7 protein-coding genes and 1 pseudogene are annotated in these 14,204 nt (G+C 54.1%); 4 read left to right on the forward strand and 4 right to left on the reverse strand.

The window, feature by feature from the left end; all coding sequences use genetic code 11:
• Together aceF and lpdA are read left to right on the forward strand one after the other, a co-directional pair.
• Positions 1 to 1,383: pseudogene (gene aceF / locus HV832_RS14660) on the forward strand (dihydrolipoyllysine-residue acetyltransferase); the annotation flags it as partial.
• A gap of 14 nt (positions 1,384 to 1,397) precedes the next feature.
• On the forward strand, positions 1,398 to 3,509 hold the full coding sequence (lpdA, locus tag HV832_RS14665) for a dihydrolipoyl dehydrogenase (protein ID WP_176804601.1): 2,112 nt from the start codon (positions 1,398 to 1,400) through the stop codon (positions 3,507 to 3,509).
• A gap of 140 nt (positions 3,510 to 3,649) precedes the next feature.
• On the opposite strand, the gene HV832_RS14670 is transcribed toward lpdA, so the two are convergent.
• Entirely contained in the window at positions 3,650 to 4,483 is an 834-nt protein-coding gene (locus HV832_RS14670) for a substrate-binding periplasmic protein (RefSeq protein WP_176804602.1), read from the reverse strand.
• Between the two features lie 425 nt (positions 4,484 to 4,908).
• Here HV832_RS14670 and HV832_RS14675 point away from each other — a divergent pair, with 425 nt between their 5' ends.
• On the forward strand, positions 4,909 to 5,733 hold the full coding sequence (locus tag HV832_RS14675) for a DUF2189 domain-containing protein (protein ID WP_176804603.1): 825 nt from the start codon (positions 4,909 to 4,911) through the stop codon (positions 5,731 to 5,733).
• Between the two features lie 123 nt (positions 5,734 to 5,856).
• Here the strand turns inward: HV832_RS14675 and HV832_RS14680 are convergent, their stop codons facing one another.
• Complete coding sequence (locus tag HV832_RS14680; RefSeq protein ID WP_176804604.1) at positions 5,857 to 9,210, reverse strand: S41 family peptidase; 3,354 nt, start codon at positions 9,208 to 9,210, stop codon at positions 5,857 to 5,859.
• A gap of 264 nt (positions 9,211 to 9,474) precedes the next feature.
• On the opposite strand from HV832_RS14680, the gene HV832_RS14685 reads away from it, so the two are divergent.
• Positions 9,475 to 11,250 (forward strand): glycoside hydrolase family 44 protein, encoded by a 1,776-nt coding sequence (locus HV832_RS14685; protein ID WP_176804605.1) that lies wholly within the window; start codon positions 9,475 to 9,477, stop codon positions 11,248 to 11,250.
• Positions 11,251 to 11,527: 277 nt separating this feature from the next.
• On the opposite strand, the gene HV832_RS14690 is transcribed toward HV832_RS14685, so the two are convergent.
• Both HV832_RS14690 and HV832_RS14695 read right to left on the reverse strand, forming a co-directional pair.
• A complete protein-coding gene (locus HV832_RS14690) occupies positions 11,528 to 12,718 on the reverse strand; it encodes an acetylornithine transaminase (RefSeq protein WP_176804606.1) in 1,191 nt (396 codons plus the stop codon).
• Between the two features lie 455 nt (positions 12,719 to 13,173).
• Positions 13,174 to 14,199, reverse strand: coding sequence for a CDP-6-deoxy-delta-3,4-glucoseen reductase (locus HV832_RS14695; RefSeq protein ID WP_176804607.1), 1,026 nt, complete (start codon positions 14,197 to 14,199; stop codon positions 13,174 to 13,176).
• Between the last annotated feature and the right edge of the window lie 5 nt (positions 14,200 to 14,204).

Here is a 14,204-nt window from a genome sequence, read left to right on the forward strand (position 1 = left end):
GGAGAGTCATGCGCGGCATGGCTCTCTTCTCAGATAAAGCAAAGCGGAGCTAAAGCTATGAGTACAATTGAAGTCAAAGTGCCGGACATCGGTGATTTCAAGGAAGTGGAAGTCATTGAGCTGATGGTGAAGGTTGGAGACACCATCAAGGTCGATCAGTCGCTGATCACGGTTGAGTCTGACAAGGCCAGCATGGAAATTCCTTCCAGCCATGCCGGTATAATCAAAGAAATCAAAGTTAAACTCGGCGATAAAGTGGCCGAAGGTTCTTTGCTGGTGATCGTGGAAGCCAGTGGCGATGCGGCAGCGCCTGCACCCGTAGCAGCGCCTGCGCAACCAGTTGCTGCACCTGCAGTGCCGGTAGCGACTCCAATAGCAGCACCCACGGCACCAGTGACTGCAGCAGCAACCGTATCAACCGCATCAGCGTCAGCGCCGGTTGCTACGGCATCCGCGGGCAAAGCGCATGCCTCGCCCTCGATCCGTAAATTTGCACGTGAACTCGGCGTCGATCTGAGCCGCGTTGCCGGCTCCGGCCCCAAAGGTCGTATCACGCAGGAAGACGTACAGAACTTCGTCAAAGGCATCATGGCTGGCAGCACTGCGGTTGCCGCGCCGGTTGCGCAGAATGGCAGTGGCGCAGGACTGAATCTGCTGGCCTGGCCATCGCTGGATTTCAGTAAATTTGGTGCAACGACGACTTCGCCTTTGTCTCGTATCAAAAAATTGTCCGGCCCGAATCTGCATCGCAACTGGGTCATGATCCCGCACGTTACTCAATTCGACGAAGCCGACATCACCGGTCTCGAAGATTTCCGCAAATCGTCGAACGAAGCGATGGCAAAATCCGGCGTCAAGCTCACCATGCTGGCTTTCGTGATTAAAGCGAGTGTGGCTGCACTGAAAAAATTCCCGGCATTTAATTCTTCACTCGACGCAACCGGTGAAAGCCTGATTCTGAAACAGTATTACAACATTGGTTTTGCTGCCGATACGCCAAATGGCTTAGTGGTGCCGGTTGTAAAGAATGCTGATCAGAAAACTCTGTCGCAGATCGCGCTGGAAATGGGTGAATTGTCAACCCAGGCGCGCGAAGGCAAGCTGAAACCTGCTGATATGCAAGGCGCGACGTTCACGATTTCTTCACTCGGCGGAATTGGCGGTACAGCGTTCACACCGATCATCAATGCACCTGAGGTGGCGATTCTGGGCTTGTCGAAATCCAGTATCAAACCGGTATGGGACGGTAAGGCATTCCAGCCTCGTCTGATGCTGCCTTTGTCGCTGTCCTACGATCACCGCGTGATTGACGGCGCGATGGCGGCGAAATTCACAGCGTATCTGGCCGATGTGTTGGCTGATCTGCGTAAAACCTTGCTGTGAACGGAGACAATACGATGAGCGCTATTCAAGTTAAGGTTCCTGATATCGGTGACTTCAAAGAAGTTGAAGTGATTGAATTGTTGGTGAAAGTCGGTGATACGATTCAGGTCGATCAGTCGCTGGTGACAGTTGAATCGGACAAGGCCAGTATGGAAATCCCTTCCAGCCATGCTGGTGTGATTAAGGAAATGAAGGTCAGGCTCGGCGATAAAATCGCGGAAGGCAGTATTCTCCTTGTGGTTGAGGCTGAAGGTGCGGCAGCGAACGCAACACCTGCTGCATCGGCTGCTCCGGCTATTGCAACTGCGGTAGTTGCTGCTCCAGCTCCTGTTACTGCGCCTGCGGCTGCGGCAGTAACAGGCATCGTCGAAGTCAAAGTACCGGACATCGGCGATTTCAAAGAAGTCGAAGTCATCGAAGTCATGGTCAAAGCCGGCGATACGATCAAGGTCGATCAGTCTCTGATCACGGTTGAGTCGGACAAAGCGAGTATGGAGATTCCTTCCAGCCACGCCGGTGTGATCAAGGAAATCAAAGTCAAGGTTGGCGATAAAGTAGCCGAAGGCTCATTGCTGTTGCTGGTGGAAGCTGTGGGTGCAACATCTGCGGCATCTGCTGCGGTTGCGGCAGCTGCACCGGCAGCAGTCGTTGCAACTGCTCCGGCTGTTCCTGCACCTGTGGCATCCAGTTACACGGGGCAGGTCGATATCGAGTGCGACATGATGGTACTCGGTGCTGGTCCCGGCGGTTATTCCGCTGCCTTCCGCTCTGCCGATCTGGGCATGAATACGGTGCTGATCGAAAAATATTCAACACTCGGCGGTGTCTGCCTGAATGTCGGTTGTATTCCATCCAAAGCGCTGTTGCACGTTGCAGCGGTGATCGATGAAACTTCGCACATGGAAGCGCTGGGCGTGACATTCGCAAAACCGGCGATCGATATCGATAAACTGCGCGGCTACAAAGAAAGCGTCATCAAAAAAATGACGACCGGCTTATCCGGCATGGCGAAAGCGCGCAAGGTCAATGTCGTGCAGGGCGTTGGCCAGTTCCTCAGCCCTTACCATATTGAAGTGACGGCGGCTGACAGTAGCAAAAAAGTAGTGCAGTTCAAGCAGGCGATTATTGCTGCTGGTTCTTCCGTCGTGAATCTGCCATTTGTACCTGTTGATCCACGTATCGTCGACAGCACCGGCGCACTGGAATTACGTCAGGTACCGAAACGCATGCTGGTGATCGGTGGCGGCATTATCGGCCTGGAAATGGCGACCGTCTATTCGACACTCGGTGCGCGTATCGATGTGGTTGAAATGCTGGATGGCCTGATGCAGGGCGCCGACCGCGACATGGTCAAGGTCTGGCAGAAGCACAATGAAAAACGCTTCGACAACATCATGCTGAAAACCAAAACGGTCGGCGTGGAAGCGCTGCCGGAAGGCATCAAGGTCACGTTTGCGTCTGCTATTGAAGGCGAAGCTGCGCCAGCACCACAAATCTACGATCTGGTGTTAGTGGCTGTCGGTCGCAGTCCTAACGGTAAGAAGATCGCCGCAGACAAAGCCGGTGTGAATGTGACCGACCGTGGCTTTATCAACGTCGATAAACAGATGCGCACTAACGTGCCGCATATCTTTGCGATTGGTGATCTGGTCGGCCAGCCTATGCTGGCGCATAAAGCCGTTCACGAAGCGCATGTGGCAGCAGAAGCAGCGGCTGGTGAAAAAACCTATTTCGACGCCCAGGTGATTCCATCGGTGGCTTACACTGATCCTGAAGTTGCATGGGTAGGTGTGACTGAAGACGAAGCCAAAGCCAAGGGTATCAAGGTCGAAAAAGGCTTGTTCCCGTGGATGGCCTCCGGCCGTGCAGTCGCAAATGGTCGCGACGAAGGTTTCACCAAATTGCTGTTTGATGCAGAAACTAAACGCATTGTCGGCGGTGGTATCGTCGGTACGCACGCCGGTGACATGATCGGTGAGATTGCGCTGGCCATTGAAATGGGCGCAGATGCGGTGGATATCGGTAAAACTATCCATCCGCACCCGACGCTGGGTGAATCGATCGGTATGGCTGCCGAAGTCTACAAAGGCGTTTGTACCGACCTGCCGCCGCAACGCAAGAAGTAGAAATATTGCCCTCTCTCAAGGGGATGGTACTGCATGATAAAAAAACCGCGCTTCAGGGCGCGGTTTTTTTATCACCGAATTGCTATGTTAGCGCTTCAGAGATGCAGGTTCGCGATGATTTTCCGGTATGGGAAGATTTTTCAATGTTTCAGCAAAGGTGGCAGTTCGCCGGATTTCCGACCCTTGATGATGGCGGCATTAATGGATTTCAGCAGATGTTCATGATTTCTTAATCCTGCTGCGAAGTGAATTTCATCGGCGATGAGGGGTTTGCTCAGTACACGGATTCTCAGTGGCTTGCTGTTTATTTCAGACATGTTTACGTTGACCAGATACTGATTCAGTTCTGCTTCAACCTCGGCGGCGAAAGTGGTGCGCGAATTGAAGAGGAAACAATCCATGCGGCCCGACAGCAATTTTTTCAACCGTGAGCTGAGCTGAGAGGTATCTTCTTCCACTCTGAACAGCAGATTGCGCTGCCGCTCGATTTCATCGCCGAAACGTACCCCGCGCACGATACCAACGGATTTTCCCTGCAGATCCTGCAGGTTGTTGAATTCCATTTTAGAGTCTTCGCGCACGACGATCCAGACGATATCAGTAAATACCGGCTCTGAAAATTGCATGAATTTCTGCCGTTCTGAATTCTTTGATAAACCGAACGCCAGGTTTTCTCCTTCCTGCAGCTCTGCAGTAATGCGGGGCAGTGGCAGGCGGCGGAGCTGGAAAGAAATATTCAGGGCTTTTTCAAAATAATGAATGACGGCCTGATTCTCCGGGCGTATTGGTATCAGTACGCCGTTTTCATCGCGTGATTCGGAAATCATCAGCGTGATGCTGGCTGACAGTGGATTGCCAGTCCCGGCTGCATGGCTGGACATACCGGTACTGAAGCTGCCAAGCAGTAAAATGGCATTCAGTACAGACCGGCAGGAGACGGGCAGACGCAACAGGAATGGCGGTAAATAAAGCATGTCAACAGGTAATCAAATCCAGCACACCTGACCCATGACAGCGAGTCATGCCGGAAATCATCGCAGCATTTGTGATGTTTCGTGCGTCAGGGAAAAGCAAATAGGAAAAATGTTAAATAAATTAACTAATTATTTTAACTTTCCGTAATTCGGATTATATCGTTGAAAACCGGCTTATCCAGCCTGTCCGAGCCTGTTTTTCTATCTAAAATGGTAACGGATGTTACATCTTGGGTTGGCGGAAAAGCGGCCGAAAGACGTTCAGTTAGGCTCTGTTTGGTGCATCCGGCATGATTTTCGCTGCATTGCAGCGCAGCTGGTCTGGAGAAATGCGGCGCTGCGCATTGCCAATTGCCGCTTGCCTGTCTTAGTATCAAGAGATTGATCCACATCAAGATAGACCAGAAAATCCTCATGGAGACGGTATGGTAGATCAGTTTCAGGGCAGGGGCGGCGACAGTGCGCCGCCGGACATTAAAACCATTATCGATGATGAGTCGCCGTTTCCGCCAATCCGGCGGGTCGGGATATGGCGTCCTTTCACCTGGCTGAAACTGGGGTGGTCTGATTTCCGGGAGTCAGGTGGCCCCAGTGTTTTTTACGGCGCATGTTTTGCTGCGATGGGAATGATATTGAATCTGGTGTTGAGTCATGCGCCGGAATACGTATCGGCGCTGAGTTGCGGTTTTCTACTGGTCGGGCCATTGCTGGCGCTGGGTCTGTACGATATCAGCCGGCGTATAGAAAATGTACGCTCAGGTTTGCTTGGCAGCGTGTTTTCCATGCGCGGACGCTGGAGTAATATCGGTGTCCTGGCATTGGTGCTGGCGGTGATCATGATGGTCTGGGCCAGGGCTTCACTGGTTATTTTCGCGCTGTTTTATAACAAGGGTATGCCGAGCATGCACGGTTTTCTGACACAGCTGTTTTCCCTCAGTAATCTGGAATTCGTTCTGGTATATGCCTGCATTGGCTTTGTCTTTGCCAGCATTGTGTTTGCGATCAGCTGGGTGTCGATTCCTCTGATGCTGGACCGGGATACCGATGCGATTACGTCAATGATCATCAGCTGTGTTGCGCTGTTTATTAATGCGCCTGCGACCCTGATGTGGGCATTACTGATTGTGGCATCGGTGGTGATCGGACTGATGACCTGGAATCTGGGATTTATCCTGACCATGCCGGTGATCGGGCATGCGACCTGGCATGCTTACAAAGAAGTCGTTGGAACAGCATCAGACCGCAACTGAAGTTAACGGATGCTTGTGGCGTTCTATGTTTGATTGTGTATTTTCCCGACAAAAAAGCCCCTGTCAAAAGGGGCTTTATTTTTTTTGAGGCCGTTTCCTGACAGGAACGAGTCTGTCTGAGCGCTATCTGAGTGGTGGAATCGCTTGCGGCACCATCGGTCTGACAGGCTGTTCCTGCAGGCGTTTCATCAGAATCTGCAGTGCGGTTTCCAGTTGCTGATCCTGGCCGAGGAAAGTCGCATGTGGCAGGTTATTGACTTCCACATCAGGGATAACGCCGATGCCTTCGACCAGCCAGCGGCCATCCATACTGAACTGGGCAGATTCGGCAGCGCGGATCATGCCGTTATCGGACAGCGTATTATTATCCGATAGCCAGACTCCGGCACCGGCAGTGCGTTTGCCGACCAGTGGCCCCAGTTGCAGGGCTTTGATACCGGCGGCAAAGGTCTCGCCGTCTGAATAAGTCAGCTCGTCCACCAGTACCACCAGATGCCCGCGGAAAGTCTGCTGCATATTGGTATTCGGTGCCGTATGCGGGCCTGCCCAGAATGCCCAGGATTTGCGCAGCAGTTTTTCGATGATCCAGCTATCGATATTGCCACCGCGGTTGCGTCGCACGTCGATGATTAATCCATCCCGGTCGATGTTACTGTAAAACTCGCGTGCGAAGGCGTTGATATCCTGCGACCCCATTGCCCGCAGATGCAGGTAACCGATGCGACCTTTCGAGGCTTCCTGAACGCGGGCGCTGCAGCTTTGCTCCCAGTCGCTGTAACGCAGGTTGGCATGCTGGCTCATGCTGACCGGTGTGACGATGGTTGCATGCGGTGCCTGATTGCCGCGTCGCAGCTGCAATAAAACCGGTTTCCCTGCCTGATTGATCAGCAGATCGGTGATGTCGCGCGCTTCGGCAACGGCCTGCCCGTTAACGCGCAGGATCACATCACCTTCCTTCACATTCACATCCGGCTGGGCCAGCGGCGCACGCTCGGCTGGCAAATCTGGCTCGCTGCGGTAGATGTGTTCAATGCGCACGCCATCTGCGGTACGGCTCAGTACAGCTCCCAGTGATGCAGGTGTGCCTTCGGCTGCGGCTTTACGGATATCGCCGGGGCGAAACTGCGAATGCAGCGCACCGACTTCGCTGACCATCAATGCCAGCACATCGTTGAGTTCATTCCGGTCTGTGACGCGCTCGGCCAGCGGCGCATATTTGTCGCGGATTTTTTTCCAGTTCACTCCGCGCATGGCAGGGTCATACAGGTAATCCCTGTGCATGCGCCAGGCGTCACCAAACATCTGCCGCCATTCCTGACGCGGATTCACCATAAAGCTCCAGTCGCTGATAGCGACTTTCGCTTTGCTGATATCTGCCGGTGCTTTGGCACCAGCTTCGACGATCAGGAAATCGCCGTTGCCGGTTGTTGCTGCGATGCGGTAATAGACCCGCCGTTTATCGGCAGACACCTCGAATTCGCGCACGCCGCTGGCAAACACTTCCGGCTGCGGCGAATTTTTGCTGATCGCCAGCGTCTTGAGCGTGCCGCGTTCTTCGCTGCCATCCTGTTCCAGCAGATACAGGCGCTTGTCGTCGGTCGCAAGATAGCGGTAATTACCTGCAGGCAGCGGTACCTGATACATCCGCTCCGATAGCCCCGGATAGTCAATCGCAGGTAGTTTTGGCTGCAGCACCGGTTTGGCGGCGGCGTTCTGAACGGGCGTTGTCTCTTCCGGTTTGTCTGCCGTGGCAGGTTGAGCGGTGTTCTTTGCCGGTTTGCTCAGTTCGTCATCAGCCTTGAACGGGAAACTGTGATTGTTTTGCAGTGCCAGAGCAAATACGCCGGTGCGCTTATCAAAGCCGGGGCCCATGTTGCGGTCCCCCCAGGGCGCGCGGTTACTGACCTGAAATTGGCGTTCGGATAAAAAATACAGCCAGCGTCCGTCGCCGGAAAAAACCGGGCTATGCGAATCATAGCGGTCGGTCGTGACCACATGCATCTGACGGGAATCCAGTGCATACAGCATGATTTGCTGATGATGAATCTGATGATCCGGTCTGACGATGGCGAGCGCCTTGCTGTCCGGTGACCAAACCAGTTCACTGTAGCTATCGATGCCTTGTTTGCCGGCATCATCAATGACGCTATTCGCTTTATTGCGCAGATTCAGCAGCCAGACCCGGCCCCGCTTATCGGTGTGGGCGAGCCACTGGCCATCGGGTGATGGATACAGGTTAAAGCGATGCACGTCGCCATGACTGGTCAGCGCTTCCGGCTGGCCGACGCCGTTTGCCGGGAATGCCCAGATCTCGTTTTCGCCGCTGCTGTCGACGATCGCATAAACGGTCTGCTCATCGGGGGCCAGCACCGCGGCGCGGGCACGGGCACCTGCGGGTACCGGCAGGTCAATCCGGCGCTGCTGCCCGGTACCGGCGAGACTGAGGTGACCGCGCGCGGTAAACAGCAGGCGCTCTGATCTGGCGGCTAAGCTGGTATTGGTCAGATAGTCCAGCGGATTGCGGATCAGGCGCGCGCGCTGCTGATCGAAATCGGATACCAGCTCAATACCGGGCGTCTGGTCGGTGTGACTGGCAATGTCCAGCACATGCAGGTCTGCGCCAAGCTGATAGACGATTTTGCCATCACCCAATGCCGCATTCCGCACATCCCATTCCTGATGTGCTGTCAGTGCCTGCGCATCGCTGCCATCGGGATTGGCCATCCAGAGATTGAAAGCGCCATTGCGGTCGCTGAGAAAATACAATTTGTCCTGCCACCACATCGGGCGCCGGTTGTTGCTCTGCTCCGCGGCAAACAAACGGACGGCGTCGTCTTTGCCCTGCAGATCGTAGCGCCAAAGCTGGGCGATAGCACCGCCACGGTAATGTCTGGCGTTATCGTTGGTCATCTGCAGACCGAAGCGGGTGAAAAACAGATAACGGCCACTGTCGTCCAGTGTCGCCTCATTCGCGTCCGCCACCGGAAACACCCGCCGCTGCAGGGTTTGCGGATCAATCGCAGCAATCACGCGGTGTGCGTTTGGTCCGGTGCTGTTGAGCGTGCTGACCAGTACTTCTCCCTGCGTCGTCCAGCCGAGCACATTGACGACGTCGTTCTCAAAACTGATCCGCTTTGGTAAGCCGCCATTGACCGGCATCACATAGGCTTCGACCGGACCTTCATAGGCAGCGGAAAAAGCCAGCCACTGACCGTTTTGCGAGATGGCAGGCAGGGTCTCTGCCGACGGATGGGTCGTCAGCCTCTGCGCGGTGCCGCCTTGTATGCCGACTTTCCATAAATCTCCTTCGGCGGTAAACACCAGTTGCCCGTTGCGGACTGCCGGAAAACGGTAATACGCCGGTGCAGCCAGTGCTTCGCTGGTCCAGTTGTTCAGGCTGAGTGCTATGGAACATGCCAGCAGGCTGCGTTGCCATTGCCGGCGGCTGAAATGGGGAAGGAAAGTGGGTCGTCTCATGGAATATGATAGAAATAATGATGTTAACGTGCTGTGATGGATATAAAAAACAGACAGGATAGTGACGACAGTCTGCGCATATTTGTTTTGTAAGGAAAAAAGAAAAAAATGTACCAGACTGTAAAACAGTTTGGCGGACACAGTGATACCGCTTATACAATGGGGTAACGCCAAAATGGTTTTGCGTAAGCCCTGTTTCACGCAGACTGATATCGCTGGCAGGTATTACATATATCGCCATATCGTATTGCAACGGAGTCACTGATGAGACCAGTTAACCTGCTGAAAGTTCTGACCATGTTAAGCGTGTCAGTACCGCTGTCGCTGGTGTATGCGCAGAGTGTGACTTTCAGCATTGATACGCATTCTGAACGTCAAAATATCAGCCCTCTGATTTATGGTTTCAATGCCTATGCCGACGGCAGTGGCCGCACCGGCTGGGACGTGCATGGCGGCAGGACTGCGCTGGAAAGTGTCAATCTGGCTGCGCGGCGCATGGGCGGCAACAACATGACCAGCTATAACTGGGAAAACGGGGTCAGCAACTCCGGTGCTGACTGGTGCCATTCTTCGAATGCCGGCGTCAGTTATGCCAGCGATGCCGGCTTGCCGAATCAGGGCAGTGGTCTGGCTTATTACTCGCCTGGAGCCGCGCTGACCAGCTTTCACGACCAGTCGCTGGCGCTGGGCACGTTTTCTTTGCTGCAGTTGCCTGCTGCCGGTAAATTGCCGAAAGACATTGTGAATCTGTATCCACCTGCAACCTGCAATGGCTCTGCCTTATGGCAAAGTAGCGCCGGGCCTTCCAACGTGGATGTGACCCGCTGGCTCGATATCGTGAATGACAAACCAGTCAGCGCCGGTGCGTTGAGTCTGACGCCATCGCTGGATGACGGAGTGGTGTATATCGATGAGGAAATCAGCTTTCTCCTGAAAAAATACGGTAAGGCATACAGCACGAAGGGTGTGAAAGCCTACGAACTGGATAATGAACCGGATCTCTGGCATGTCTGGCCGACTCCGTGGGGGGAAGGCACCCATTCTCATCTGTATCCGGCGCTGACGACAGTCAGCGATGTGCTGCAGAAAAATCAGGCGCTGGCAACAACCGTGAAGCGTATGGACAGCTCTGCACAGACTTTCGGCCCGGCGTTGAGCGGGTATCTGGGGTTGTTCAGCTTGTGGTCGGTCTGGGATGGCGTGCAGGGGCATCAGCCGTCAGACTGGAATCAGTACAATGTTGAGCCGTATCTGAGTAAAAACACCGGCGACCGTTATCGCTATAACGGCATGACGATGGCGAATGTATATCTGGACAAGATGCGCCAGGCATCGACGGCAGCTGGCAGGCGTCTGCTGGATGTGTTTTCGCTTCATTATTATCCGCAGGTTTCTTCGGCACCGGCTGACCGGGTGCAGGCTCCGCGCAGCCTGTGGGATGCCAGTTATGTCGAACCGAGCTGGATCACGCAACCTGGTTACGGCTTTACCGACGGCCGCGCTCTGCAACTGCTACCCAAGCTGAAACAATCTGTCAGCGATTTTTATCCTGGCACCAGACTGGCAGTGACCGAATATGATTTCGGCGGACGTGATGATGTCACCGGTGCTGTCGCGCAGGCCGATGCGCTGGGCACTTTCGGCAAGCAGGGCGTATATCTGGCGACGTATTTCGGTGATGTGGAAGGTTACATCGCGGCAGGATTTAAAATTTTCCGTAACTATGACGGTAACAAATCGGTGTTTCCGGAAATTTCAGTGCATGCGGCCTCTACCAATGACAGCAACGGCACCGTGTACGCGGCAGTCAGCGCCGCAAATCCGGCGGTGCTGCACATTATCGCGATCAACCGCCTGAGCACGCCGTTAAATTCAAGCCTGCAGATCAATGCAGATAATGCTTTTCACACAGCGCAGGCATGGGGTGTGGATGGCAGCAGCAATCAGGTCACAGCGCGTGCCGGCGTCGGCAGCATCTCTCAAAATCAGTTCAGCTACACATTGCCCGCCTGGTCGGTATTGCATTTCGTCCTGCAGTGAGATGAGATGCAGCCAGGTCTGCATCCTCCTCTGCATACCATCATCCGGTATGCGCTGCGCCTGTCCGGCATACCGTTCCTGACTCTGTCATACCCGAATTACTCAGTGAGGGTATGTGGTGTGTTCAATATACTCCCCGCCAGTATTTTTAAACGCCGTTTATTTATGAAGACTTCCGGCAGTTTTTATTAAAAACTAGGGGGAGTATATAAAATTGGCCCATGAAAAAAGGCAGCCGCAGCTGCCTTCTGAAGAAACCATCCGCTGATGGAAAAATTTATTTTTTGATCTGTGCCAGGATCTCGCGCAGCATCGTCAGCATCTGGTCAATTTCTTCTTTGCTGACGTTCAGTGCGGGCATAAAACGCAGCAGGTCAGGACGCGGTGAATTCAGCAGCAGACCAAACGGTTCCATGTTGCGTGCGATCTCGACGATCTGCGCACCGATCGGCTGACCCAGTTTCAGCGCGCGCAATAAACCTTCGCCGCGTTCGCCCTGCAAACCGAAATCGTCAGACAGCTTCGTCAGTTGCTGGCTCAGATAAGCACCGTTTTCTTTCACCGCAGCGAGAAATTCCGGTTGGCCGACGGTTTTGAGCACGGCAATGCCGACCGCGGTCATCAAGGGTGCGCCGTTGTATGTGCCGCCCTGGTCGCCGGGTACAAAGCAGGCCACCTCTTCACGGCATAGCAGAGCCCCCAGTGGTACGCCGCCGCCGATGCCTTTGGCCAGCGTCATGATGTCCGGTTCGATTCCGGACAACTGGTAGCCAAACAATTCACCGGTACGCCCCATGCCGGTCTGCACCTCATCCACGATCAGCAGGATGCCATGTTTTTTGGTAAGTGCCCGCAATGCCTGCATGAATTCCCGGGCTGCGGGAATCACACCGCCTTCGCCCTGTACTGGCTCAAGCATGATGCCGACGGTTTTATCGGTAATCAGTTTTTCGACAGACGCAATATCGTTCAGGTCTGCTTTTGGGAAGCCGGTGACCTGTGGCGCGAAAATCGTATCCCAGCCCGGCTTGCCGGATGCCGACATCATGGCCAGCGTGCGGCCGTGGAAGCTGTGGTCAAAGGTAATGATTTCGTAAGCGCCGTTCTTGTTCAGCTGACCCCATTTGCGCGCCAGTTTGACGGCACCTTCGTTGGCTTCGGCGCCGCTGTTGGTGAAAAACACCCGGTCAAAACAGGATTGCTGCGTCAGCATGGTCGCCAGTTCCACCATCGGGGCATTATAGAAAGCAGGGGAAGGATTCAGCAGTTTTTGCGATTGCGCCACCAACGCTTCGTGAATCACGGCAGGACAATGTCCGAGACAGTTCACCGCCCAACCCTGCAGGTAATCCAGATAGCGCTTGCCGTTATTGTCAGTCAGCCACATGCCACGGCCTTCGGTAAACACGATTTCCGGGCGCGGCGTGATGTACATCAGAGAATTGACGTTGTACTGGCTGAATTCCATTTCTAGACTCCTTAGGCAATCGATACGGGTGTGTGGGACAAGCAAGGATAAAACAAAGGCAAAAAAAAACCACAGGAATGGCCTGTGGCTGGGGTCTGATACAGCGGTCTTAACGACACGCAGGGTCAATGACACATCCGCCCAGGCTCATAGTATGAGCGGCGACGTCGCACGATATTTGGTGAAGACATGTCAGGGAAAATTTTCATACAGCGGATAGTAGGACTTTTTGCGCACTGCGTCAAAATAAATTTTCAGAAAATCCGTGAAAAATTTGATGTTAATAAAATAAAAATAAATAGGCTGGCAGATAGCCCACCGAGCTGCCTTATTTCTGCCGGCAAGGTCTCATGCATACAACGTAAAAATGTGATTATTTTCCTGACCGCTACTGGTTGATGAAATGCTACTTATCTGGCAGCGCATTGCTCGCAGCGCGCTGCCAGCGGGAGACGTCAGCTTGCCAGATCGGCTTCTGAGGTGAATGAATCGGCGAAAAATTCCTCTTTCGGCAACTGGCACCGGGCAACAAAATCGCGCTGCGCCGATTCGATCACCACTGGCGCACCGCAGGCATATACCTGATGATCCGACAGATCGGGGAAATCCTGCATGACCGCCTGATGGACAAAGCCGGTGCGGCCAGTCCAGTGATCATCGGCGGCGGCATTGGAAATGACCGGCACGTACTTAAAGTACGGCAGCTTGCCTGCCCATTCTTCGCACAGGGCGTGCATGTACAGATCGGCAGGACGGCGGCCGCCCCAGTACAGGGTCACCGGACGGGACGATTCGAGATAGATCAGATGTTCCATGATCGCCTTGACCGGTGCAAAACCCGTGCCGGAAGCCAGCAGAATCACCGGTTTATCACTGTCTTCGCGCAGGAAGAAACTACCGTGCGGGCCTTCAAAGCGCAGGATGTCGCGCTCTTTCATGGTCGAAAAAACCTGATCGGTAAACAGGCCGCCCGGCATGTGACGGATATGCAGCGTGATGTGCTCGTCATTATGCGGTGCGTTCGCCATACTGTAGCTGCGGCGCTTGCCATCGCGCAGCATGAATTCGATGTACTGACCGGCGCGGTACTGCAGGCGTTCGTTGGCGGGTAGCTGTAAAGCGATCAGCATCACATCGTCGGACAATTTTTCCAGCTTTGCGATGCGGGTCGGCATTTTTTTGACCGGATACTCGCCGCTGGCAACAATTTCACGTGCTTCAATCGTCAGATCGCTCTGTGGCTTTGCGCAGCAGAATAAAGACATTCCTTGCGCTGCCTCAAGCTCGGGCAAAGCGCGTTGCTGATGATGTCCATGTGCCACACTGCCAGCAAGAATTTTGCCCTTGCAGGAACCGCAGGCGCCGTTTTTGCAGCCATAGGGCAGGCCGATGCCGGCGCGTAACGCCGCATTCAGCACGGTTTCATCGGCTTCGCAACTAAATTGACGGCCGCTGGGAGTAACAGTTACTTGAAAAGTCATACAAT

Origin of the sequence: Cognatundibacterium oligocarboniphilum (genome assembly GCF_013377855.1) — a bacterium.
Classification (GTDB): Bacteria; Pseudomonadota; Gammaproteobacteria; order Burkholderiales; family Burkholderiaceae_D; genus Undibacterium; species Undibacterium oligocarboniphilum.

Excerpts from the sequence above, each read along its gene's own strand:
- HV832_RS14685 (WP_176804605.1), top strand. The coding sequence starts at position 9,475 with ATGAGACCAGTTAACCTGCTGAAAGTTCTGACCATGTTAAGCGTGTCA.
- HV832_RS14670 (WP_176804602.1), bottom strand. The coding sequence starts at position 4,483 with ATGCTTTATTTACCGCCATTCCTGTTGCGTCTGCCCGTCTCCTGCCGG.
- HV832_RS14690 (WP_176804606.1), bottom strand. The coding sequence starts at position 12,718 with ATGGAATTCAGCCAGTACAACGTCAATTCTCTGATGTACATCACGCCG.
- HV832_RS14675 (WP_176804603.1), top strand. The coding sequence starts at position 4,909 with ATGGTAGATCAGTTTCAGGGCAGGGGCGGCGACAGTGCGCCGCCGGAC.
- lpdA (WP_176804601.1), top strand. The coding sequence starts at position 1,398 with ATGAGCGCTATTCAAGTTAAGGTTCCTGATATCGGTGACTTCAAAGAA.
- HV832_RS14680 (WP_176804604.1), bottom strand. The coding sequence starts at position 9,210 with ATGAGACGACCCACTTTCCTTCCCCATTTCAGCCGCCGGCAATGGCAA.
- HV832_RS14695 (WP_176804607.1), bottom strand. The coding sequence starts at position 14,199 with ATGACTTTTCAAGTAACTGTTACTCCCAGCGGCCGTCAATTTAGTTGC.